Here is a 24,715-nt window from a genome sequence, read left to right as displayed (position 1 = left end):
CTAGGTAACTTCTGAGGACACTTATGATGACAAGTGCTACTTTGGTGTAGTTTCATTGCAAGAGACCCAAAATCTCTATGCTTATTTCCGATTAAGGGTAAGATTTGGCGTTGATTAGTCAATGGTCAAAAGTAGTAACTATTGATAATTGATTGTAGGACTCGGCTTTTCGTCCATCGAGTACCGACATTATGTAATTGTGTGACATCGACCTTTTGTTGCCATATAACAAGTACGGTTATGGGAACAATATTCCAGTAACTTTATATAGGACAATCACTCTGATTTACTCAAAGACTAAAAAACTATGGTGAAACGTTTTACTACCGTGAACACTGCCCTGACATTAAAGGTGGTGGGCATTGTCCTAATTTTGTCCTTTTTGCTAGACTTTGCGATTCTGTTGTTACCCTTCCAACCCACCGATCGCGCATGGCAAATTAATTTGGCTACAGCTCTTGTGGATCGGGGGATTGTACCATTGGTAGGCTTTGGGATACTGTTTGCGGCTTACTGGATAGAGACTGATGGTGATAGCGATCGCACCCCAAGTCTCGATTTGAGATTTCCTGCCTTCGTACTATCAAGTATCTTAGGCTTAATGTTTTTGTTAATTTTTCCTCTGCATCTCAATAATGTAAATCAAGCTAAGACTCAAGCAGTTAATCAAATTAACCAAGATGCAGATCAGGCAGAAAATCAACTTAATAATCGGTTATCGCAATTGCAGGCACAACTGAATACTGATCAAGGAAAAGCACAGCTAGAACAACTACGGAATCAAACTAAAACTCAGTTAACTGAAATACTGAAAGACGAGCAAAAATATAAGCAAGCGCTAGAAAGTCCTCAAGTTCCCCCAGCTGTTAAAGATTTACTCAAGAAAGCTAAGGCTGATCCAAAAGTACTTGATAAGGCTATTCAAGAACAAACAGATATTCAGGCTTTACGCAATCAACAACTCAGCCAAGTGCGTCAGCGTAAGGAAGAAGCCGAGAAACAAGCTAGAGACAATGCTTGGAAATCTGGAATCCGCACGGGTATTAGTAGTTTGCTGTTGTCCCTTGGTTACATCATCATCGGCTGGACAGGATTAAAAGGTATGGGAACTTTCCAAAGTAGCGGACGCAAAACTCCTGCACCTCGTTAAGCAATGCAAGATTTGCTGATTCAAAATGAAAAACCCAGTATTGATAAGCAGTCTTAAGAAGGGAAAAGGTTAAAGGGAAAAGGGGAAAGGGGAAATTCCTTTACCCTTTTCCCATAAAAAGGGGCTAGTACAACAAGGCAAAAGTCAAAAGTGAGCCAGTGCGGTGGACGGGTTCCCCGGCATAAAGCAACTGGCGAACTCCGCAGGAGTCAAAAGTCAAAAGAAATAATAGTTATAGCACAAGCCTTTTAGCAATTACAGAATGGGTGGCTTATTTACGCCATGTTGTACCAATAAATGTGTAATTTATTGCATTATTTTCTAAAACTATCGGAAATAGAGACGAGAAAAGAGGCATTTTCATGCATTGATTCTGGGTTTCTACTGATGGGGACTGAGATGAAATTAACTACTATATAGCTTGATTGGGTATAAATCTTTTTATAGGTTGAGAATGTTTTCTATTTATATACTGACTTATAACGAAGAATTAGATATTGCTGCTTGTATAGAATCAGCAATGTTATCCGATGACATTATTGTTGTGGATTCATGCAGCAGCGATCGCACTTTAGAAATTGCCAATCGCTATCCAGTTCGCGTCTTTGAACACCCTTTTGAAAGCCACGGGCGACAGCGTACTTGGATGCTAGAGTCTATTATGCCCAAGCATGAATGGGTGTACATTCTAGAAGCTGATGAACGCATGACACCGGAACTGTTTGCAGAATGCGAACAAGCAACACAAAATCCAGACTACATTGGTTACTACGTTGCAGAACGTGTGATGTTTATGAATCGTTGGATTCGCTACAGCACCCAATATCCGCGTTATCAACTACGTCTGTTCCGTCATGGTAAAGTGTGGTTTACAGACTACGGACATACTGAACGAGAAGTTTGTAATGGTGCAACCAGCTTTTTAAAAGAAACTTATCCTCACTATACTTGTAGCAAGGGTTTGAGCCGTTGGATTGAAAAGCATAACCGTTATTCTACTGATGAAGCCATAGAGACATTGCATCAACTAGAACAAGGTGATGTTAAATGGCGAGATTTGTTGTTTGGTAAGTCAGAGGTAGAAAAACGGCGCGCCTTAAAAGATTTATCTTTGCGATTACCTGCTAGACCACTGGTACGCTTCTTTTATATGTATTTTTTATTGGGCGGTTGTCTGGATGGACGTGCTGGCTTGGCTTGGTGTACATTACAGGCATTCTACGAATACCTAATTTTGCTGAAAGTCTGGGAAATGAAGCATATGCCCGTCCCTAGTTTAGAGACAAAAGTATCTGTTTCGCAAACAAGTACACCAGCTGATGTGGTGTGATTTGGAGTTGAGAGTCAAGAGTCAAGAGTCAAGAGTCAAGAGTCAAAAGTTACTTGTCTCCCTCATCTTCCTCATCTCCCTCATCTCCCTCATCTCCCTCACCCTCACTCCCGGCGCTGGTGGGGCCTCGAGTGCGCCAGTCACTAATCCCCAATCTCAGTTATGATAAATTAAAATTTTTTTATATAATTTTTTTAGAAAACTTTTTCTTGCCTGTCCAAAACATATTTAACAGAAAAAACATCTTTTCTACTATCTGCTGATACTTTCAAAGGTATTAGCAGCATTTAATTAGGCGCGCTAGTCTGATTAGAACTTAAGAAACTTGTAATAATAATTTACAAGTCTGATAAAGAAAAGTAACATCTTCTCAGCTAAACTAGCCGCGATAGTACTTCGTAGCGATCTATTATGCAATTAAAAGGGGTTGCCAGATTTGCTTGTGGTAGCTTGTACCTCAAGCTATATCTATGCGCTTGAATAAGTCGGTTGGTCACAAGACCGATCGCAAAAGTTCCACTAGCCTAAGCAAGGAGAATCGGGACTTGGTAATTAATCGCCTCAAACAGGACTTAAAAAATGACCTGATTGCTGGGTTGTTGGTAGTAATTCCCCTAGCAACTACCATCTGGCTAACTATTACCATTGCCAGTTGGGTCATTAACTTTCTTACCCAAATTCCCAAACAACTCAACCCGTTTGAGGGATTGCATCCTATACTAGTAAATATACTGAATTTGGGAGTTGGGTTAGCTGTACCACTGCTGAGTATTCTGTTAATTGGCTTGATGGCGCGCAATATTGTGGGGCGGTGGTTACTAGATTTTGGCGAACAGCTTTTACAAGCGATTCCTTTAGCGGGACAGGTATATAAAACCCTGAAACAGCTTTTGGAAACGCTGCTCAAAGATTCTCCTGGCAAATTTCGGCGTGTAGTTTTGCTAGAGTATCCCCGGCGAGGAATATGGGCGATCGCTTTTGTGACGGGTATCATCAGCAATGAGATTCAAGCTCAAATGTCGCGTCCGATGTTGAGTGTATTTATCCCCACTACTCCCAACCCCACCACCGGATGGTATGCGGTTGTTCCGGAAGATGAGGTGATAACCCTGTCCATGTCCATAGAAGATGCTTTTAAAATAGTGGTTTCTGGTGGCATTGTTGCCCCTAATACACTGATAGCTATTTCTCAAGAGGACGTAACAGCCCTAGAAACCAAGTCACAAATGATTCCCTTGGCAGAAAATTCCCATCATTCGGAGAAAGTTACCAACAAATAGATAATATGGTTGTCTGACTATAGCAAAATCTATAGACTCCTAATTCCGTTCTCCCTACTTTTATTCAGTCTTAACTAACTCCAACTTACTTTATATGCAAGACCGTAAACCGCAGCAGCTGGCGCGTGAACTAGCGCTGTTAAGCCTCAGTCAGTTGCCTGTTAACCCGAAGAAACTCACAGAAGAACAACTGCCTAAGTTAGTATTAGCGGCAGTACGTACCCTGAGATCGGAAGTCCAAGATAATTTGGATAATGCAGCAGGTGAACTACAACGCAGTCATGATCGCATTTTAACTAGTCAAACCCGTGCATCAGACTTGAATACTGCGCGGACAATGTTACAAGAAGCGATCGCAGCTACCCAAACCGCCATCAATCAATTGGGTGCAGCCGTAGAGTTTCCCGAACTGATTCAACTCGCCAACCAAGATAAGAAAGTTAGCAGATACGCTATCGACATAGTCAAGACAGTGACCGAGGAACGCAGTACCATCGACGAACATATTGCAACTGCGCTTGTAGATTGGCAAGTAACTCGCCTAGCTCAAATTGATCGAGATATTCTGAGAATTGCTGTTGCAGAAATGCTGTTTTTAGGCTTACCTGATAGTGTAGCTATCAATGAAGCTGTGGAATTAGCTAAACGCTACAGTGGAGACGATGGTCATCGGTTTATTAATGGCGTACTGCGCCGATTCACGGAGCAGAAAAAGACTGCATAGCGTTTTATTAGTGTTAAGTTTTGAGTTAAGGGTGAGATATGAGTAGTGATTACTCTTGGCGGTTTTCCCACCAAGAAAATGTCAGGAATTCAATTACACTCATAACTTATAACTCTTACTGAAATTACAACTAATATCACTAGCTGCAATGGTTTTTAATTGGTTCCGCCGTCAACATAACGATTCCTCTGATGTTCCCTCGCAACAACAGCAGGAAGAAACCCCTGCTGTTTTAGAACCCCAACCAGAACCAGCAGAAACTTCAACTACACCAGACACAGCGGCAGATTTGTTAGCTTTTGCGAAAGCCGCTTATAAAAATATTCAGCAAAAACAGCAATCTCCAGAGGCTGAAACTGCATCTGCTGCTGAGGCTGAAGTTGAAACTGCACCAGCAGCAGTTGCAGAAACAGCAGCAGGTGAATTAGATGCCACTGCGAGTGAGACAATTACTGAGGAACCTGGGGCAGTTGCAGAAACTACGCAACCCTTAGAAACTGTTGAGGAAGTATCTAGTAACGATCAAGAAACTGTAGAGACTTCTATAGAAGAAATTGCTGCAACGCCAGATGTTGCTAGTCCAGAAGAATTAACAGTGAGTGCGGTAGAAACAACAACCACCGAAGAATCTGTTACTACCCCAGAAACAGCACAACCAGCAGCAAACTTATCCTTCTTAGAACGGGCGGCGGCGGAACGACAAGCAAAGCAGGAAAGATTAATCGCCAGCGCGATTGAGGTACCAGAACCGGAGATAGTACAGCCAGCGGCGACAACATCAACAACCCCCACTTCCGAAACAACATCAGAAATTCCCGGACTGGAATTTGATGAAGGTTTTGTCTGGTCAGCAGAAATCTTAGCAGCTCAAGGTAGACGGGCAGAAGATATTTCCCTAGAAGAAATTACCTGGCTGAAAAAGTTACGCCAAGGATTAGATAAAACCCGACGCAATATTTTAAACCAACTGAAGGCGATCGTTGGTCAAGGGCCTCTGAACCAAGCAGCTGTAGGGGAAATTGAAGCATTACTCCTGCAAGCTGATGTGGGTGTAGAAGCGACAGATTTAATTATCAGTGCGCTACAGAAAAAATTACGCGAAGAAGTGACACCCCCAGAACAAGCGATCGCTTATCTGAAGCAAATTATCCGGGATATGTTAGATAATCCCGTCCAGAAAAACTACAAACCCAGCTTTGCGCCAGAAAAAGACACCTTAAATATTTGGTTAATTACAGGTGTGAATGGTGCCGGTAAAACTACGACTATTGGTAAAATTGCCCACCTCGCCCAAAAATCTGGTTATAAATGCTTAATTGGTGCTGCTGATACCTTCCGGGCTGCGGCTGTAGAACAGGTAAAGGTTTGGGGAACCAGAAGCGGCGTAGAAGTGATTTCCAACCCAGGGAAAAATACAGATCCAGCCGCCGTGGTGTTTGATGCGATCGCCTCTGCCCAAGCGAGGGACACTGAATTACTGCTGGTTGATACCGCCGGGCGATTGCAAAATAAGAAGAATTTAATGGATGAACTCAGTAAAATTCGCCGCATTATCGACAAAAAAGCCCCTAATGCCAAAGTCGAATCACTGTTAGTTCTTGACTCTACTTTAGGTCAAAATGGCTTGCGGCAAGCTGAGGTCTTCTCCCAAGCAGCCCAACTTAGTGGTGTGGTGTTAACCAAACTGGATGGTACTGCAAAAGGCGGCGTGGCGCTGGCTGTGGTGCAGCAGTTGGGTTTACCCATTCGCTTTATTGGTGCTGGGGAAGGTATTGAAGACTTACGTCCCTTTTCTAGCTACGAGTTTGTCGAAGCACTCCTGGATGGCTGATTGATCATATGTCAGTTAGGATTTCTCTTGAGAAACTCATACAGCGTATTTCAGATGCATGAAGTACAAAGGTAGGGGCACAAAATTTTGTGCCCCTATATATTCAGGAATTAATTCTCAGTCCGAACAAATTCTGATCTACTGCGTAAATATGAAAAAATTGTTTTTTCCCACATTTGTGTAACCTTTGCTAGAATTCTACTCTAATGCTGCGTTTTGAACTTCCTCACGATGAAGTTACTAGTAGCATGACGATAGTCACTTGCCGCAGAGAAAACTCTGTTACCTTTTCAAGAGGTGACAGGCTGTCTATCCTTTAGGTTAGCTTCCAACCTAATTACAGTCTGACAAGTTTTCCTGACTTTTACAGGTGCTTGAAAAAAAGTTTTAGGGTATTAGGGTGTAGAGGTTTTGAAATTTTAATATTGAGATATCCTTAAACCCTCACCAGCAGAAAGTTTCGGGCATTTCTGTGCAAAGTTAGGCTCGTTTTTAGGCAAAGTAAGTACCCATAACCCTTTGCATAATTGCTCAGTCAACAGTACATTGTTGTCAGCAATCGGTAGAAACTCTTAAGGGTATTATCAGTCTCTACTTTTTATGAAGTCCACAATTATTCTCTGTCCAAAATTTAAAGGTGTAAAATATGTTTATAAAAATACAAAATTCTGTCTCAGCCTTTAGTCTGAAAATTTGAGGGCTGATATTCTCAAAGGTGTGCGCTCGCCCAGGAATATTGCTTTTAGTAGTGCCTCTCAGCACAATCTATTTACATATTTTTAAATTGGGGATGGGTGCCATTTTCATGGTTCTTAACCTCCAGATAGCCCCTCATACCCCCCAGACCTCAGACCCCTCACCCCTAAAAATCCCACTGGCGACGTAATATATTATTTTCGTCAAAAAGAATTTTTCTGTTGTCAGACATACTACCAAGTAATTAGCTTATGAAAAAATTACAATTTTGCTAGTGTCTGTCGGAAATTGCGGAGCTTAACGTTGTAGTTTATGAAGAAAAACACATTAGTTATAATTACTCTCTTTCATAAGAAATATAATCAGCAAATGCAATACTTAATATAATTAATGGCTTACGTCTTTCTACTCTTGCTAAAATGACAAATCTTGCCCCAATATGGTTTAGCAATGCTCAAACCAAAGGATTGATTCAGTAATCTAAAAGTTTGCCTTTATTAAAATGTAATAATACCTGTGATTGTGTCTCAACTGCCCTCTCAACCCACTGATAGTAATAATGGTGCGACAACGGATGTCACTCCAGTTGTTGCATTGAAAGAACTCGTGGCAAGGCTGCACCGGGAACAGAACAAAATTCAGGATTTGTTAAGTTCTTTAGGATTTGCCCTCAGAAGTTTTAATAATTTAAATCAATTTTTGGAATTGATACCGCTGATGGCAACCAGAGTTACAGATGGGGATGGCAGCGCCCTATTTCTTTACAAACCAAATGGTCAAGTCAGATTAGAACAATTACACTGGCAAGACAGTGGTCAGCGTCGGAATATTCGTAAAGCTTTAGAAACAGCAACTAGTCAAATTACACTTTTACAAAATAGTGCCCCACTAGCAACCGCCACGGGAATGTTAGACGATCAGATGCATCGTTATTTGGGGCCAGATGTACAAATATTTGGCACTGCTATTTTAGTGAAGCATACAGAAAGGGGATGGCTTTATGTTTTAAGCCGTGACCCTGAATATAGCTGGACAGAAACTAGACAAAAGTTAGTCCGGCTAGTTGCAGATCAAACTGCTGTGGCTATTGAAAACGATGAACTAGCAGTAGAACTAAGAAAGAAAGAACGTTTAGATCAAGAATTAGAAATTGGCGCAGAAATTCAACGCCGATTGCTACCACGCCAATGTCCTGCAATTCCTGGTGCTGCCTTAGCTGCACGTTGTAAACCTGCTAATCGTGTGGGTGGAGATTACTACGATTTTATTGCTACCAATCAAAATCAAATTAATTCCAATCATACAAGTGGTTTAGAAACTGGTTCTTGGGGTTTAGTAATTGGGGATGTGATGGGGAAAGGAGTCCCTGCAGGCCTAATTATGACGATGATGCGAGGAATGCTGAGGGGAGAAGTATTACACGGTAATTCTCCATCGCGGATCTTGCAAAATTTAAATAGAGTCATGTATGCGGATTTAGAAAATTCGCACCGTTTCGTGACGCTATTTTATTCAGAATATAATCCCGAAACCCGAATTTTATCTTATAGTAATGCTGCACATAATCCGCCTTTATGGTGGCACGCAGCCACAAAAACTGTATCTCGGTTAGATACCTTGGGGATGCTGATTGGTTTAGATGCCAACAGCCAATATGAAGATGCCCAGGCACAATTAGAACCTGGAGATACGATTATTTATTATACAGATGGCTTAACAGATGCCGCCGCCGCTGGAGGCGATCGCTTTGATGAAGAAAACTTCGTTGCTTCCTTCAGCGCTGCTTGTCGGTATTGTGATGGGCCAGAAGAAATAGTTGATTATTTGTTTGACCAAGTTCAACAATTCATCGGTGATGAAAAACAAAATACTGATGACATGACTTTGGTTGTTTTACAAATAGAATAGTCAACCCTTTGGGGGAATTCAAAATTCAAAATTCAAAATTCAAAATTGAAGATACCAATGCGTAATTCTTGGCAAGCATTGCAGGAAGCAAATTTGCATAAATATACGTAATTTTATTTATATTTATAGTTTTATTTCATACTTTACTTTTCCCCTGCGGAGACGCTACGCGTAGCTTGCTTCCCCGCAGGGGAATATACTTTAGTCTTTCAAGTTAAGCATTTACGCCAGATTTTGGCATAACCAAGCATGAAAATCTGTGTTTCCCATGCCCGATGCCCAATGCCCAATGCCCCATGTTTTTAAGTTAGTGTTGATGCACTCGTTCTAATAGCCATAGCGAAGCAACAGTACCAACAAAGTGAGCCGCAATGCCATTGATGTTTGCTACCGCTACAAAGACATCAAGGGCGCGGATAATTTTATAAGGGTCGGTGATGGCGACTCCGGGAGGTTGGGAGATAGATTTTGCCACTAATACGCCTAAAGTTGCACCAGCACCCAAAAGAGTTAAAAGTATGCCGATTAAAGCGGCGATCAGTCCCAGGCGAATTGCACTCACTGTATCTGCTTTGCTGGGATGTAGAGCCGGATTAGGATTTGCTAAACGCTTACCTAGGCGTGTGTAACGAAAATTCCAATAGATGCTGAATAATAACACAATAATTCCAGCTGCAGCCCAAAATATGCCCATCCCAAGGCCTGCATTTGGTTGATCGCTAAAACCTCGGCCTGTCGCCGCAAACAACAAAGATAAGCCAGAAACCACAGCTAATCCCAACTGTACCCAGAAGGTAATCCAGCCTGTAAGACGAAGAGTATTAGCGATTCCTTGAACTGCTGGTGCGAGCGATCGCGCTTCTGTTTCGGTTTGCATATTACTTGCCATTTCTCTGAAAAATTGTGCTGACTGTTGACTGAGTAGGGAGATTTAGCAGATAGATATATCCCTCCAATCACTAAGAATATTTCTCCCTCGCTATTTCATACCCCCATCCATAGACAGAAACACCTCAAAATCTGGGGGAATAAAATCGCAGTTAGTAGTGATCGGAAACCCTACAAGTGGCAGCAATAAACTATGGCTAAACATCGGCAAAATCTTTACCAGATTGCTCAACAAACCTTTGGCTACGATAGCTTACGTCCTGCACAACAAGAAGTGATAAAAGCAGTTCTTGAGGGACAAGATACTTTAGCTGTAATGACTAATGATCAATGACAGCCTTTACCAGTTATCTTTAATGTACTGCTCTACTTAATTCGCAATAAACCTTTTAAAAAACTCATCAGATTTAAAGCTATTTCTTCTAACCAAAGCATAATAGTATCGAGCCATTCTAGAATTTTTTCTAAGATATGCTTTTCATATTCAATTAGGGTGGCTTTAGTTTCTATCCAATCTGGCTGTGCTTCAACTTGGGTAGTTTGCTGATGCTGAGAAATTTCGCTTTTTTGACTAACACTGCTAGTTTGAGTTTTAGGTTGAGAAATAGAAGCAGCAGTTCGTTTACTAGCAGTAACTTTGCTAGATTTTTTCTGAGTAGAAGTAAGATTTCGGGTAGGTTTTTCCTGTTGTACTAACCCAGCATCTTTTTGTGGTTGTTGTAAAAAGTTTTGATAACTCTTAACTAAATTTTTTGGTATAGTAGGTATTGCTGATGGATTGGCGGGTAAAGCAGGATTTGCTCCCGCAGAGGCTTTATAAGGTTCTACTACATCAGTTTCAGACTCACCAAATAAATCATCCCATGTCAACCAAGGGTCTGATGTAGAAACATCATTTACTACTGGATGATTTTTAGGCGATTTAGTAGGAAGATGGGGTAATTTTTTGCCGGGGAGTTGATTTCTCGTTTCTTTATTACCTAATTTTTTATCGCTACCAATACCAAAAAAGTAATTTATAGCCGCCGCTATCAAATCGGGAATATTTGGGTTTTGAGTTTCTAAACTATCAGCCGGGATTGTTAATTGTCCCCTAGCTGCTAGTTGTTCTTTACCGTAAAGAAATATATTAAATTGAGTTTGAGCAACTTGAATAATTTCTTGGCTACGTTGTTGCATTGGTACTACTATATTTGATTCCCATTTGGCAACAACTTTATCTAAAAATGCTAACGCTTTTGGGGCATTTGGTAAAGCTTCTGGTGCTACTACATCTTCAATTACATCGCTAGAAGCCAAAGCTGGTATTTCTTCTGTTTGACCACCAGTCAGCTTGGTTAATAAGCGTTCAATTTCTGGTAATAAATTAGCTTGTTTTTTGGTTTCTAATAAACGCCAGGTACGCCAATAGTTAGCAATTTCATTAATGATTAAATTTTCTAATTTTGCTTGCTGTTGCGGGGTTAAAATATCTAGAGATTCATTATCGGCAGTAATGAGTAATAAATTGCGATTTTCTAAATTTGTTGCAATTCCCTGCACCATTTGATACTGCGGTGAGGGGTTGAGACTGCCTGCTGGATTATCTAAAATAGTCAATGATTGCGAAAGATTAGAGTTATTGCTTGGTGAGGTGGGTAAGAATTGCAACCACAAAGATTCTAAAAAAACTAAGGGTTTTTTAGGTGTAGATATACTGTTTGAGGGTGTGGTTGTAGTTTCCGTAAATGGCAAATTTTTGACAGTCTCTAGTACATTCTGAATGGGGGTGTCAGCAGGTGGAGGAGTTTCGGCTTCTAACTGTAGTCTTGTTGGCGGTTCTTTACTAGACAGAGTTCTCTCTGATGATTGATCTGGCTGCAAAAGCAGGTATATCGGGTAAAGTATTAGCTCAACACCCCATTTTGTGGCAACTTGTACATACCTAATGGTGTGTTCCAACTGTTCTGTCAACCGCCGAGATTGCTGGTGGACGAAGTTAAAAATTCTGCTTTGATAACGACCAGAGGAACCGGAAGACATGATAGTAATTTTTTAGTTAGAGCTTGATTGAGTTACGAGACTCCCACCGCACAGCCAAAAAAGAGAAATTGTTAATTATAGTCAGTGCCCTGATTTTAGCCAAAATATGACCCCTCCAGTAACTGAATCTCATACTAAATTAATCTCTGAGGCAATTGAGCAATTACGCTCTTGTTGTCAAGTAAATCTTCAGTCTACCTGGCTATACCAGGAGTCTGACTGTGATATTACTGAGGTTACTGCATCAAATTTGTCCACATGGAACCCCGTGCAGCTAAACGCTAAAGGCCATATTGCTTGGACAACCGGAAAGCAAGTTTTGTGGTTAGCGCAAAAGTTCGTAATTCCCCAAGATTTACAGGGTTATCTCTTAGCTGGGTTATCTTTGCGGTTAGCATTGCTTTGGTGGGCAGATGCTGCTGAGATTTATGTAAATGGGAAGTTAGTACTGGAGGGAGATTTATTTGATTGTTCGCCGAGAGTGCTGTTGAGTCAAGGGGTAACGCCAGGTGAAGAATTTATTGTGGCTTTGCGGCTGGTGAGTCCGGGACATGATAATGGTGCGTTAGTGCGATCGCTCCTTGTTTACGAATCTCCTGATTATAATCGTCCGGATGCGGGTTTTGTCGCGAATGAGTTGGCTGTGGTACAGCTTTATTTGGAACGGTTTGCGTCAGAAAAGTTAGAGGTTTTGGCGGAGTTGGTAGAAGAGATAACGAACCATCGAGGCGCAGAGAACACAGAGAAAGATAAGGAAGAGTGGGAAACACGTCTCTTGTCTATTCGTAATCATGTTATTCAATCTAAAATCCAAAATCTAAAATCTAAAATCTATTTGTTGGGTCATGCTCATTTAGATTTAGCATGGCTATGGCCTGTGAGTGAAACCTGGAATGCAGCACAGCATACTTTTGAATCAGCGCTAAAGTTACAAGCAGATTTTCCAGAGTTAATTTTTTGCCATTCCACACCAGCACTTTATGCTTGGATTGAAGAACATCGCCCCGATTTATTTCAAGCAATTCAACAAGCTGTAGCGGCTGGACGTTGGGAAGTTATTGGTGCTACGTGGGTGGAACCAGACTTAAATTTAATTGCTGGTGAATCCATTGCCCGTCAGCTATTGTATGGTCAACGCTATATAGAAGAGAAATTCGGTAAGCTGTCGCCTATCGTTTGGGTTCCTGATAGTTTTGGTTTCTGTGCAACTTTACCGCAGTTTTTCGTCAACGCTGGGGTGGAATATTTTGTTACCCAGAAGCTACAGTGGAACGATACTACTAAATTTGATTATGGGGTTTTTTGGTGGCGATCGCCTGATGGTAGTGAAGTATTTAGTTTGATGTCTGCAGCTATTGGTGAAGGTATCGACCCCGTGAAGATGGCAAATTATGCCTATGAGTGGGAAACTAAAACTGGGTTAAAAGATGCCCTTTGGCTCCCTGGTGTCGGCGATCATGGCGGCGGCCCTACCCGTGATATGTTAGAAACTGCCCAACGCTGGCAAACTTCGCCTTTTTTCCCAGATTTAGAATTTACTACCGCAGAAAAATATCTCCAGCAAATAAAAGAAACTATAAGTCACAACCACCACCCTGTCTGGGACGATGAACTTTACTTAGAATTCCATCGCGGTTGTTACACTACCCACGGGGATCAGAAACGTTGGAATCGGCGTTGTGAAGGCTTATTGTACCAAGCTGAATTGTTTGCGAGTTTGGCAAATATTAGCTGTGGTGTGGAATATCCCAAAGTAGAAATTGAAACAGCTTGGAAGCAGCTATTATTTCAGCAGTTTCACGATATTTTGCCTGGTTCTTCCATTACTCAAGTGTATGTTGATGCCCTACCGCAATGGCAGCAAGTGGAAGAAGTAGGAACGAAGATATTACAAGGATCATTATTAGCGATCGCATCTCACATTACCCTACCACAACCACCACAACCCAATAGTTTGCCTGTGGTTGTATTCAATTCTTTGAATTGGCAACGTTCTGAGGTTATTTCTGTCAGCTTACCCACAACGGCAACACCTAACCAACAATGGCAAGTGTACGATGTTTCTGGAAAGGAACTGCCATCACAAATTATTGAATCATCAACTCTGCTATTTTTCGCCAGCGATATTCCATCTGTTGGTTATCGTCTATTTTGGCTTGTCCCTACTTCCTCCCTTCCTTCCTCACCGCAGCTTCCATCTGACTGGGTGCTGGAAAATGAATTTCTCCGAGTTACTGTGAACCCCAACACCGGAGATTTAGCTAGTGTGTTTGACAAAACTTGCCAACGGGAAGTCTTAAGTGGTGCAGGTAATCAACTACAAGGTTTTCAAGATAGCGGCCAATATTGGGATGCTTGGAATATCGACCCTAATTATGCCCAACATCCCCTACCGCCAACTACTCTCAAATCAATTGAGTGGCTAGAAAAAGGTGCGGTGCAAAGTCGTTTACGAGTGGTGCGCCAGTTGGGTAACTCGGAATTTTGCCAAGACTATATATTGTCAGTGGGAGAACCCTTACTCAAAATTGCCACGACTGTAAATTGGCGAGAAAATCATGTATTGGTAAAAGCAGCTTTCCCTCTCAACCTCGAAGCAGACTTTGCTACTTATGAAATTCCCTGTGGCGCAATTCGCCGCACAACCAAACCGAAAACCCCCGCAGAAAAAGCTAAGTGGGAAGTCCCTGCTTTGCGTTGGGCTGATTTAACTGAGGAAGCGACAGCAGAAAATTCACCAAACCCAAATTATTACGGTGTCAGTTTGCTGAATGATTGTAAATACGGTTATGACAGCCAACCTAATCAATTACGCCTGACGCTATTACGCAGCCCTAACTGGCCGAATCCCCAAGCAGACAAAGGTTTTCACGAATTTACCTATGCTTTATACCCTCACACTGGTAGCTGGGAATCAGCCCATACTGTTAAACGTGGCTATGAGTTGAACATCCCACTCCAAGTAATTATTCACCCACTCACAACTCAGCACTCAGCAACGCCAGTTGCTACAACGGAGGGAACCTCCGCAACGCACTGGCTCCTCAGCACTCCCACTACAAGGAGTTTCCTGAATTTATCGGCTGATAACTTAATCTTGATGACACTCAAGCAAGCTGAAGACGATTCCCAGCAATTCATTGTGCGTTGTTATGAATGTCACGGAGATGCAGCCAAGTTATCTTTGCAAAGTGATATTGGCTTAATTTTAGGAGATGGTGTAGATTTATTGGAGCGTTCTACAACTACAGAATTCTCATCTCGCCAGGAAAACCTCAATATACAGCCTTGGAAAATCGCTAGTTTTAAAATGAAACCAGGGAATTAACCCTGATTTTTCTGAACCTTCAATATATAAAGGATTGAGGATGAAGAGTTTTTATGGAGCATCCCAATTTGGCAAATTTATCAAATTAAAACTAGTCATTGCGAATGGAGCGAAGCGGAATGAAGCAATCGCAGCAGATGGACTTTGCGATTGCTTTGCTTCATTTCATTACGCTCGCAATGACAAATTATACTTTTACACATTGGGATACCCCCGTTTTTTAAACCTTCATGCTTCATCCCTTTATTGGTAAGGTGCGATTCGTTGGCTAGAAACCAATCCCAATAGGGCTTAAGGAGGATTAGCCGCTTAAGATTCATGAGAATCTTTTGATAACTGAATAACAATGTAGGTGCAAAACCTACCCTCCAAGTGCTGGAGTGAAAGCATATCCCCTACTGTAGAGACTAGCCATCAATCGGTAAAGCGGGGATAAAAGGTGGAAATACTGCAAGCCTAATGTGGTAATCACCAAGCAAAGTATCCATGAGTAAAGCCAAGGCTTAAAGACACGTCTGAATCATCGTGATAAAACAGTAGCGCAATCAGGCTGAATCGCTACAACCAAAAGGTAAAGGATAAAGGACTGGCAAATTTTACCTTGACCAGTATGCACTCCCAATAAACCCGGTGAATAGTGTCACTCTAAAGATACATAGCATTGTTATTCGGAACGAAGTAACCCGTTATTTACTCTCAGATGGTCGAGTATCTGAGTAGGTGCTAACCGGATGTAATAACGTGGAGAGATTGAGTAAGAAGCAAATGTTTAATTGTAATGATTGAAATATGCTGACGTACTCACAATGATTTGAAAGGATTGGTCTGATTAGGAAGTATATATGTCTAATACGAGTTTAAAGACTACGGCGGAATGGAATACGATACCCTGGCGAAAGTTAGAACGTAGCGTATACAAGCTTCAGAAAAGAATATACCAAGCTTCTCAACGTGGTGATACTAAGGCAGTCCGCAAACTCCAAAAAACCCTGATGAGGTCTTGGTCTGGAAAAGCTCTTGCAGTAAGAAAAGTCACCCAAGATAACCAAGGAAAGAAGGCAGCAGGTATTGACGGTGTAAAATCCCTTAAACCATCAGCCAGACTCACTTTGGTAATGAATATGAAGCTTAACCATAAGGTAAAAGCAACTCGTAGAGTATGGATTCCAAAACCCGGAAACGTTGAAAAACGACCACTAGGAATACCCACAATGCAAGATAGAGCAACTCAATCGCTTGTCAAACTGGCATTAGAACCAGAATGGGAGGCAAAATTTGAGCCCAATAGTTACGGTTTCAGACCCGGACGCAATGCCCATGATGCAAGAGAAGCAATATTTAATAGTATCAGATACTCAAACAAATGGGTATTAGATGCTGATATTTCAAAATGCTTCGATAAAATAAACCACGAAAAACTATTGACCAAAATTAACACATTCCCGACCATGAGGAGGCAAATAAAAGCATGGTTGAAAGCAGGAGTACTAGACAATGGTCATTTCTCAGAAACTACTGAGGGAACGCCACAAGGCGGTGTAATATCTCCACTATTAGCCAATATTGCCTTACATGGGCTAGAAAAGCTAGTAAAGGAGTTTGCAGCCAGCCAGAGAGGAGGAAAGGTGAAGAATCAGAACAGTATATCCCTAATTAGATATGCAGACGATTTTGTGATTCTTGCCCCCAATAAAACTCAAATAATAGTACTCAAAGAAATAGTAAAAACGTGGTTAGCAGAAATGGGACTGGAATTAAACCCTAACAAAACCCGTATAGTTTCGACTTTCAAAAGCTCAGAGATATTCGCCTCGCAAGAAGTAGGATTTAATTTCCTCGGTTTCAATGTGAAACAATACAAAGTGGGAAAGAATGACTCTGGAAAATTATCGAACGGTAAAAAGTTAGGGTATAAAACACTCATCAAGCCTAGTGTAAAATCAGTAAAGAAACACTACGATGACATAGCAAGAATAATCGATAATCACAAAAATGCTGCACAAGAAACACTAATAAGTAAACTTAACCCTGTAATCAGGGGATGGGTTAACTATTACTCAACATCAGTGAGTAAAGAGATATTCTCAAAGCTAAGTCATCTAATATATCAGAAGCTGAAACGCTGGGGAAAACGTCGTCACCCTGACAAGTCTAATGTATGGGTAACCAAGAAATATTGGCATACAGTAGGTGGCGATAACTGGGTATTCGCAGCAACAAAGAACGGAGAAATCACAATGAGGCTATTCAAACACTCACAAAAAGAAATTGTGAGACACGTAAAAGTAAAAGGTGATGCCTCACCGTTCGATGGGAACTTAAAATATTGGAGTTCAAGAAAGGGCGAAAATCCCTTAGTACCTAAAAGAGTAGCAATACTACTTAAAAAGCAAAAGGGGAAATGCTCTCATTGCGGATTGTACTTTAGAGAAGATGACCTAATCGAGATTGACCATATCATTCCTAAATCGCAAGGTGGAAAGGATGTATACGACAATCTGCAAGCATTACATAGGCATTGTCACGACGTTAAAACTGCCACTGACAACTCTTATAATCAACCTAAGAGCGATACAGAAATAAATGTGATGTGGTAGTGAGAAGTACCCACGACTTGGGTCAAGTCATTGAGGAGCCGTATGAGGTGAAAGTCTCAAGTACGGTTTTGAAGACCAGCAGGATTGGTGACAGTCTTGCTGAGTTTAATATAATTTCAGCCTTTAGCCTTTACCCTTCAGCCTTGATTTAATCTTCATGGTCTTCATAAGGGTCTGCTAATTCTTTACTAGGAGGCCCAAATGATATATAGATTCCCCAACCGGTGATGGCAATAACAGCGGCGGCGACAGAAATGATGAGAACTACAGATGGTTCCATAATTAAGTGATATGTTATCAGAAAATTGCTTGAAAAGACCGTGAATTAAGTGTTCTGCTCAAAAATGTAAGCAGGTTTTAAAGAGTCTTTATTATGTTATTGTAATGTAATCAAGAATAAGTAAGCAACGCAAAATGTGTTTCACAGTTGAAATACTGCGTCAACCAATCTTACGATTGAGTCGCTTACGAAACCAAACACAAAAACTCATTAGTACAAGTACGGCGGGACACGTCGGAATTTATGCTTGGTAGTCAGTGCGTTACTTTGGTTTTCAAAGTTATAGTAACTGGCTTAAATAAGGTGCCTATACTTTAATTGGATACTTCCTGTTAAAGCAAGCAACCTCGTGAAACCAAGAATCACTTGATTTTTATCTGGTGAGTGTCAAAGAATATTACAGAAGATAAAAAAAAGCTTTGGCAAGTAATCTTAGGTGAACTATGGCACAAAGGACAAGGTTGGGAGATATACTGAGACCCCTAAACTCTGAGTATGGTAAAGTTGCTCCGGGTTGGGGAACAACACCTGTAATGGCTGGTTTTATGCTATTATTCTTTGTTTTTCTGCTGATTATTCTACAAGTCTATAACAAGACCATCCTCATCCAGGATGTATTTGTAGATTGGCGTTCTTTAGGCCGTTAATCTTGACAAAGCTCTTGATTATATAGAATAGGCGCAGCGACACCCGGCTCATCCGGGTTTTTTTGTGATTTGATAGTGAAAAAATTAGTCGAAAACAAGCCAACATATATAAGGTAGGAAGATGATGTTCTTCCTGTAGTTTTGCTTGACCTATAGATTTATCGGAAAAATCCATGAATATATTTGGTATTGGTCTGCCGGAAATGGCTGTAATTTTTGTAGTAGCACTGTTAATCTTTGGGCCGAAAAAGCTTCCAGAGGTTGGGCGTAGCTTAGGTAAAGCAATTCGGGGCTTTCAAGAAGCCTCAAATGAATTTCAAAATGAGTTTAAGCGGGAAGCTGAACAAATAGAACAAGCTGTGAAAACTACTGCTGAACTTGAACCCAAGCAAATCGAAGCAGCACCCGTACAGCATGACACTGCTGATTCTTCACCAAAAAGCTAAAAAGGTGATGCTATAGATTGACTGGCAATTTTAGATTTTAGATTGCCGATTTTAGATTGTTTTGTGATTTGAGATGCATAAGTGCTGATGCAAAATTCAATATATCTTTGTCATTGCGAATGCAGCGTTAAGCCTTCTCCCAAGGAGACGCTACATTAATAACTTTGTGGAACCATTTACCTCAAGTTTGTAGGTAAAACAATTCTCAAATCATCCAGCTTCATCTATTTATTGATGGAATTATTCCCAAATCCAAAATCTAAAATCCAAAATTGATAGAGTAGATTCAAAATGACAGAGGCTGTTACAAAACCAGCTTTGGTGATTCCTCAGCTAATTGTCGGGTTGGGGAATCCAGAGCCTAAGTATGATCAAACGCGCCACAATATTGGCTTTGCGGCTGTTGACGCTCTTTCACGTGCTTGGCAAATTCCGTTAGCAGAAAATAAAAAGTTTCAAGGCGAGTATGGTGAAGGGGTTGCGCCTGTGGGGGGTAAAATCCGCTTGCTGAAGCCATTAACCTATATGAATCGCTCAGGACAAGCAATACAAGCTGTTACTAGTTGGTATAAATTGCCGCCAGAGTCGGTATTGGTAGTTTATGATGAGATGGATTTACCGCTAGGAAAGACCCGCTTGCGCTTATCTGGTTCCGCTGGGGGTCATAATGGAATGAAAAGTGCGATCGCTCATTTAAGTTCCCAAAATTTCCCCAGGTTACGCATCGGTATTGGGAAACCAAAAGGAGCAGGTAATAACGATGATTCCGGGGCTGTTTCCCATGTACTAGGACGTTTTACTGCTGCTGAAAATCAAACCATGTCTGCTGTACTTCAGTTTGTAGTTGAGTGTATAGAACTCTCTCTCAAACAAGGAGTAGAAAAAGCAATGAACCGTTGTAACAGCCGCACTATTGAGATTTCTGAATCTTAGTTACTTGTTTTGAATTTGGTTGATGGGCAGCGATTGTCGCCTACTCCATCCAACCATACTCAGACAATTCAAACCCAGCAAATTTATACAAATAGACTAACTCACACCCCTATCAGGGGTGCGGTAAATCTATGTGATTTTTTTTCACAATCATGGAAGTGTTTTTTTGCTTGCGTGTACTACTCCGACTTGCCCACAGGCCTCAGTCGGAGCTGCAAAACTCGCTCGCCGTTGCTCTATGGGGTACATTCATTGCTAAATGTATGGATCAAAATCCCATGAGTTTGATACAGCATCTGGAGGCCTTGCAACCTTTAAGAGATTCCAGGCTAGACTTTAGCAGCCATCTCTGTTCCTTATCAGGTTGTTTTGTCTTCGATACTTTCCGCACCTTCAGTAACATCAATTAGTGAGTACGGTAGGCAATATCTAGAACAAGCCAGCCTTTAGCACTACCAATAATAAGTTTATTTAAAACGGCGTTTACGTCTAGCTGCTACTGCCTTACGTTTACGCTTTTCTAATGGGGTTTCAAAGTGCCGATGGTATTTAACGTCAGCTAATATTCCAGCTTTGGAAACCTGGCGTTTAAAACGACGCAGTGCTGAATCTATTCCTTCGTTCTCTCCTAAAACCACTTGGGTCATTCTTGATTTATCCTCATATCGATCAGTTTCCATTGTAATAGCAGCCCCGAACTTAGCAAAACTCCCCAAGCTAAGAATCGGTAAAAAACATAATTTTCAGAATTGATGTAATCACTATTAGCAGTAAACTCTTGGGTTTTGACATTATGTAGATATAGTTTTGCGACTATACCAACTGTGGTTAGCCTTCTGGAACGAACAGAAAATTCGGGGTTTTAAAAGCCTGGTTTATCTAGGAAACTCTCCTGTAGAGGCTGTTTCTCTGTGTCTATAGCAATATTCAGTAATTCCTGACTTTGGGACTACTGAAGGTTAGCGATCGCACTCTACCAGTTTTACCGCTATACTATAGCGTGGTAATATTTGTCACCATAAATACGATTAACTATTACTTAAAACTGCTGCTTTTACAGATTTTAAAAGTTAATTCTTCCTTGACTGAGTAATTTATATCCAGCTACTAAAGCTGCACAAGCAACAAATAAATTCCACAAGCTAGTGGCTCTAAAAAATACTCCACCGCTTAAGAAAACTAACACTAACCCAATACCTAATAAACCCCATCCCAAATTACGTGCTTCTCGCCCAAAAAACATTAAGGTGATTAAACCTGCCATAATTGCTAAGACTGAAGCGGTAGCAGGTAAGCTGCGCGAGAAAATAGAATAGTATCCACTCACAAAAATAATATTTTGTCCGAAAAAGTAGATACCTATAAAAACTAGAACTAAACCTATTAGTTTGATTAACAGCCTACTCATAATTTTTTTGCATTTTTAATGGCTGCAATTATTATTTTAATTATGATTATACTTGAGTTTTTCAATGCCTACAAAACAAGCAGTTAAATTTATTTAAATTTCATATTTGTAATACGTAAATCTACGGCATAGCGACTCAAGTAATTTGCAGTAATGTCAAGGTTTAGAAACAAAAAGATACAGAGCGATGCGATGAAAGATAGCTGGAGAGGGTTGTCATTGGTAATGGGTAATTGGTAATGGGTAATTGGTCATTGGTAATTATTCATTGGTAAGGGTTTCCAGCCTATTTAGGTTTCGTAAGATAGTTGGGCTTTGTTTCACCAACTTACTTAGCTATGATAATTATTCAGGACTGACATCGATAGATAGTGCTAACTGATAGAGTTGACGACGGGATAGGGAAGTGAATTTTGCTAATTGACGGCTAGCTTGCGATCGCGATATTCCCTGACGGATTAATTGTGCAAGTTCGGCTTTGAGTTCGGCTTCTGTGAGTTGGGGTTGACTGGGTGGAATTCCCGCTACTACAAGAGTATATTCACCTTGGGGTTCGCGTTGGTTGTAGTGGGCGATCGCTTCCGTGATAGTTCCCCGCCAAAATTCCTCATAAAATTTGGTTAATTCCCTAGCGAGAACAATTTGGCGATCGCTTCCGAAAGTTTCTCCTAAGTCTTGTAACGTATCGCGTAAACGATGGGGCGATTCGTAGAAAATTATAGTGCGAGATTCTGTTTGCAGCGATTCTAAATATTCTCGGCGTTGTTGAGTTTTAGCGGAGAGAAAGCCTTCAAAGACAAAGCGATTCGTTGGTAAACCAGATGCACTTAGAGCTGTAATTGCCGCACTTGCCCCCGGAATTGGCACTACTGTTATCCCCACTGAAATACAAGCTGTCACCAGTTCATATCCCGGATCAGAAATTCCTGGCATACCCGCATCACTCACCAAAGCAATTGCTTTACCATTAGCTAAATGCTCTAATAATTCGGGAATCCGGCTACTACGATTGTGTTCGTGATAGCTAAGTTGGGGAGTCTGAACTTGAAAATGTTGCAAAAGTTTCCCCGTGTGGCGTGTATCCTCCGCAGCAATTAAATCCACATTTTGTAAAATTCGCACCGCCCGAAAGGTGATATCTTCCAAATTGCCAATCGGTGTACCGACAACGTAAAGTGTTCCTGGTTTTGGATCTGTCTGCATGGGGGATTGGGGGACAAGGGGACAAGGGGACAAGGAGATAAATTTCTATTACCTATTACCCAATGACAAATGACAAATAACAAATAACAAATGACAAATGACAAATGACAAATGACAAATGACAAATAACGCCTTATTTGTAGGTTTAGTAACCTTGGATTTGATTTACTTGGCTGAGTCGTCGCCGCAAAATAATCAGAAGATTGTTGCTAATGACTATACTGTGGCAGCAGGGGGCCCGGCTACAAATGCGGCTGTGACATTTAGCCATTTGGGAAATCAAGCTACTGTGTTGGGTGTAGTGGGTTCTCACCCGATGACGCAGCTAATTCGTACAGATTTGGCAGCTTACAAAGTAGCGATCGCGGATCTTTACCCTACCACTAATGCTGCTGTACCTGTATCTTCCATCATTGTTACCCAATCTACAGGCGAACGAGCAGTAGTTTCTATTAATGCAGTCAAAACTCAAGCCAGTAGTTCCTCAATCCCGGCTGATATTTTGCAAAACATTGATATAGTGCTGATTGATGGGCATCAAATGGCTGTGGGTATTGAACTTGCTCAAATGGCTAAAGCTCACAATATCCCAATTGTGATTGATGGTGGTAGTTGGAAAAGTGGATTTGAGGAACTCTTACCTTTTGTTGATTACGCGATTTGTTCAGCTAATTTTCATCCTCCTAACTGTCACACAGCCGCAGAAGTTTTCGCCTATCTCAGTGCTTTTAAAATTCCCTACATCGCCATTACTCACGGTGAACAACCAATTGAATACTTAAGTTGTGGTGATAGTGGCGTTGTTAATGTGCGACAGATTAAACCAGTTGATACACTGGGTGCTGGAGATATTTTTCACGGTGCTTTCTGTAATTATATTTTACAAGCAAGTTTTACCGATGCGCTGGCTGAGGCTGCAAAAGTGGCTGCTCATGCTTGCCAATTTTTCGGTACACGCCGTTGGATGGAGGCTAAGTAAGTCGGCGAAAGTAAAGATAATTGGCTGAGGCTGTCATTTGTCTTTGGTCATTTGTTATTGGTAAGGATTTCAAGCCTATCTACGTTTCTTAACATAGTTTGGTGCAATTACCGACTTACTTAGCTAGAAACTAGAGGCGAGAGAATGTCACTGAATACAAGGCGAAATGAATGAAAGATTTACAAGAAATTTTAGCGATCGCTTGTCAGGTAGGATGGGGAGCAGCAGATATATTACAGTCTTATTATCATGGGACTATTAAAGACTCTAATTTAGAAATTGCATATAAACAAAATGAACCTGTAACTGCTGCAGATATCGCTACTAGTCAATATATTTTAGACAATTTGCAAGCAGCTTTAGGTAACGAAGATTTTGCTTATATTAGTGAAGAAACTTATAAATCACAACAGGGTAAAAATAACTCTCAATATGTATGGATTATTGACCCCTTAGATGGAACGCGAGATTTTATTGATAAAACTGGAGACTATGCAATTCACATTGCTTTAGTTACAGAAAATCGTCCTATACTGGCAGTTGTGGCATTACCAGAAGTAGAAAATTTATATTATGCTACTAAAGGCGGAGGTACATTTGTTGAAACTCGTAATAGTTCTATTCCTTTACAAATATCTTTAAACTTAGATACAAAACCTTTAGAAGATTTAACTTTAGTAGTAAGTCGCTCTCACCGCAACCAAAGATTAAATTATTTATTAGAAAATTTACCCTGCCAAAACCATAAATCTGTTGGCAGTGTTGGTTGTAAAATTGCCACCATTCTTGAACAAAAAGCAGATATTTATATTTCCCTTTCTGGCTCATCTGCTCCTAAAGACTGGGATATAGCAGCACCAGAATTAATTTTAACGGAAGCTGGCGGTAAGTTCACTCATTTTGATGGTACACCATTACAGTACAACACTGGTGATATTAGTCAATGGGGTGGCTTACTAGCGAGTAATGGTCTATATCATGAGGAATTGTGTCAACAATCTGAGAAGATTTTAGCGAGTTTTTCTGATAGCTAAATTTTGGTGTCAAGGGTCAAAAGTCAAACGT

General features: G+C 40.9%; 20 protein-coding genes. 14 read left to right on the top strand and 6 right to left on the bottom strand.

Annotated elements, in window-relative coordinates; genetic code table 11:
• The first annotated feature begins 307 nt into the window (after window positions 1–307).
• From HG267_RS03165 to HG267_RS03140, 6 genes are all read left to right on the top strand, one after another.
• On the top strand, window positions 308–1,150 hold the full coding sequence (locus HG267_RS03165; protein ID WP_045874368.1) for an HpsJ family protein: 843 nt from the start codon (window positions 308–310) through the stop codon (window positions 1,148–1,150).
• 454 nt (window positions 1,151–1,604) lie between these two features.
• On the top strand, window positions 1,605–2,480 hold the full coding sequence (locus HG267_RS03160) for a glycosyltransferase family 2 protein (RefSeq protein WP_045874367.1): 876 nt from the start codon (window positions 1,605–1,607) through the stop codon (window positions 2,478–2,480).
• Window positions 2,481–2,950: 470 nt separating this feature from the next.
• Window positions 2,951–3,760, top strand: coding sequence for a DUF502 domain-containing protein (locus tag HG267_RS03155; protein WP_045874366.1), 810 nt, complete (start codon window positions 2,951–2,953; stop codon window positions 3,758–3,760).
• A gap of 94 nt (window positions 3,761–3,854) precedes the next feature.
• Window positions 3,855–4,484 carry a transcription antitermination factor NusB gene (gene nusB, locus HG267_RS03150; protein WP_045874365.1) on the top strand — a complete coding sequence of 210 codons (630 nt, stop codon included), beginning with the start codon at window positions 3,855–3,857 and terminating at the stop codon, window positions 4,482–4,484.
• A gap of 148 nt (window positions 4,485–4,632) precedes the next feature.
• On the top strand, window positions 4,633–6,315 hold the full coding sequence (ftsY, locus tag HG267_RS03145; protein ID WP_045874364.1) for a signal recognition particle-docking protein FtsY: 1,683 nt from the start codon (window positions 4,633–4,635) through the stop codon (window positions 6,313–6,315).
• Window positions 6,316–7,533: 1,218 nt separating this feature from the next.
• Complete coding sequence (locus tag HG267_RS03140; RefSeq protein ID WP_194007738.1) at window positions 7,534–8,919, top strand: PP2C family protein-serine/threonine phosphatase; 1,386 nt, start codon at window positions 7,534–7,536, stop codon at window positions 8,917–8,919.
• A gap of 307 nt (window positions 8,920–9,226) precedes the next feature.
• On the opposite strand, the gene HG267_RS03135 is transcribed toward HG267_RS03140, so the two are convergent.
• Window positions 9,227–9,796, bottom strand: coding sequence for a DUF3611 family protein (locus HG267_RS03135; protein WP_081584158.1), 570 nt, complete (start codon window positions 9,794–9,796; stop codon window positions 9,227–9,229).
• A 204-nt stretch (window positions 9,797–10,000) separates the two neighbouring features.
• Between HG267_RS03135 and HG267_RS03130 the strand changes: the two genes are divergently transcribed.
• On the top strand, window positions 10,001–10,141 hold the full coding sequence (locus tag HG267_RS03130; protein WP_155539655.1) for a hypothetical protein: 141 nt from the start codon (window positions 10,001–10,003) through the stop codon (window positions 10,139–10,141).
• Between the two features lie 32 nt (window positions 10,142–10,173).
• On the opposite strand, the gene HG267_RS03125 is transcribed toward HG267_RS03130, so the two are convergent.
• A complete protein-coding gene (locus HG267_RS03125; protein ID WP_045874361.1) occupies window positions 10,174–11,829 on the bottom strand; it encodes a hypothetical protein in 1,656 nt (551 codons plus the stop codon).
• Window positions 11,830–11,935: 106 nt separating this feature from the next.
• Between HG267_RS03125 and HG267_RS03120 the strand changes: the two genes are divergently transcribed.
• Both HG267_RS03120 and ltrA read left to right on the top strand, forming a co-directional pair.
• Window positions 11,936–15,157 carry an alpha-mannosidase gene (locus HG267_RS03120; RefSeq protein WP_045874360.1) on the top strand — a complete coding sequence of 1,074 codons (3,222 nt, stop codon included), beginning with the start codon at window positions 11,936–11,938 and terminating at the stop codon, window positions 15,155–15,157.
• A gap of 842 nt (window positions 15,158–15,999) precedes the next feature.
• Complete coding sequence (ltrA, locus tag HG267_RS03115; protein WP_045868385.1) at window positions 16,000–17,754, top strand: group II intron reverse transcriptase/maturase; 1,755 nt, start codon at window positions 16,000–16,002, stop codon at window positions 17,752–17,754.
• A gap of 148 nt (window positions 17,755–17,902) precedes the next feature.
• Here ltrA and psbN read toward each other — a convergent pair whose 3' ends face one another.
• Window positions 17,903–18,034: a photosystem II reaction center protein PsbN gene (psbN, locus tag HG267_RS03110; protein ID WP_045874358.1), complete on the bottom strand. Its 132-nt coding sequence runs from the start codon at window positions 18,032–18,034 to the stop codon at window positions 17,903–17,905.
• 443 nt (window positions 18,035–18,477) lie between these two features.
• On the opposite strand from psbN, the gene psbH reads away from it, so the two are divergent.
• From psbH to pth, 3 genes are all read left to right on the top strand, one after another.
• Window positions 18,478–18,681, top strand: coding sequence for a photosystem II reaction center phosphoprotein PsbH (gene psbH, locus HG267_RS03105; protein ID WP_045874357.1), 204 nt, complete (start codon window positions 18,478–18,480; stop codon window positions 18,679–18,681).
• A 173-nt stretch (window positions 18,682–18,854) separates the two neighbouring features.
• Window positions 18,855–19,127 carry a TatA/E family twin arginine-targeting protein translocase gene (locus tag HG267_RS03100; protein WP_045874356.1) on the top strand — a complete coding sequence of 91 codons (273 nt, stop codon included), beginning with the start codon at window positions 18,855–18,857 and terminating at the stop codon, window positions 19,125–19,127.
• 291 nt (window positions 19,128–19,418) lie between these two features.
• Window positions 19,419–20,060, top strand: a complete 642-nt coding sequence (pth, locus tag HG267_RS03095) for an aminoacyl-tRNA hydrolase (RefSeq protein WP_045874355.1) — start codon at window positions 19,419–19,421, stop codon at window positions 20,058–20,060.
• Between the two features lie 467 nt (window positions 20,061–20,527).
• On the opposite strand, the gene rpsU is transcribed toward pth, so the two are convergent.
• From rpsU to rsmI, 3 genes are all read right to left on the bottom strand, one after another.
• Window positions 20,528–20,707, bottom strand: a complete 180-nt coding sequence (gene rpsU / locus HG267_RS03090) for a 30S ribosomal protein S21 (protein WP_008226419.1) — start codon at window positions 20,705–20,707, stop codon at window positions 20,528–20,530.
• A gap of 416 nt (window positions 20,708–21,123) precedes the next feature.
• Entirely contained in the window at window positions 21,124–21,468 is a 345-nt protein-coding gene (locus HG267_RS03085; RefSeq protein ID WP_045874354.1) for a hypothetical protein, read from the bottom strand.
• 345 nt (window positions 21,469–21,813) lie between these two features.
• Window positions 21,814–22,671 carry a 16S rRNA (cytidine(1402)-2'-O)-methyltransferase gene (rsmI, locus tag HG267_RS03080; protein ID WP_045874353.1) on the bottom strand — a complete coding sequence of 286 codons (858 nt, stop codon included), beginning with the start codon at window positions 22,669–22,671 and terminating at the stop codon, window positions 21,814–21,816.
• 118 nt (window positions 22,672–22,789) lie between these two features.
• Here rsmI and HG267_RS03075 point away from each other — a divergent pair, with 118 nt between their 5' ends.
• Complete coding sequence (locus HG267_RS03075) at window positions 22,790–23,650, top strand: sugar kinase (RefSeq protein ID WP_045874352.1); 861 nt, start codon at window positions 22,790–22,792, stop codon at window positions 23,648–23,650.
• Window positions 23,651–23,820: 170 nt separating this feature from the next.
• Window positions 23,821–24,684 carry a 3'(2'),5'-bisphosphate nucleotidase CysQ gene (locus tag HG267_RS03070; protein ID WP_045874351.1) on the top strand — a complete coding sequence of 288 codons (864 nt, stop codon included), beginning with the start codon at window positions 23,821–23,823 and terminating at the stop codon, window positions 24,682–24,684.
• The last annotated feature ends 31 nt before the right edge of the window (window positions 24,685–24,715 follow it).

Origin of the sequence: Tolypothrix sp. PCC 7601 (assembly GCF_025677855.1) — a bacterium.
Lineage (GTDB): Bacteria > Cyanobacteriota > Cyanobacteriia > Cyanobacteriales > Nostocaceae > Aulosira > Aulosira diplosiphon.
Note: the sequence above shows the minus strand (reverse complement) of the source record. Positions and strands in the feature narration are given on the sequence as shown.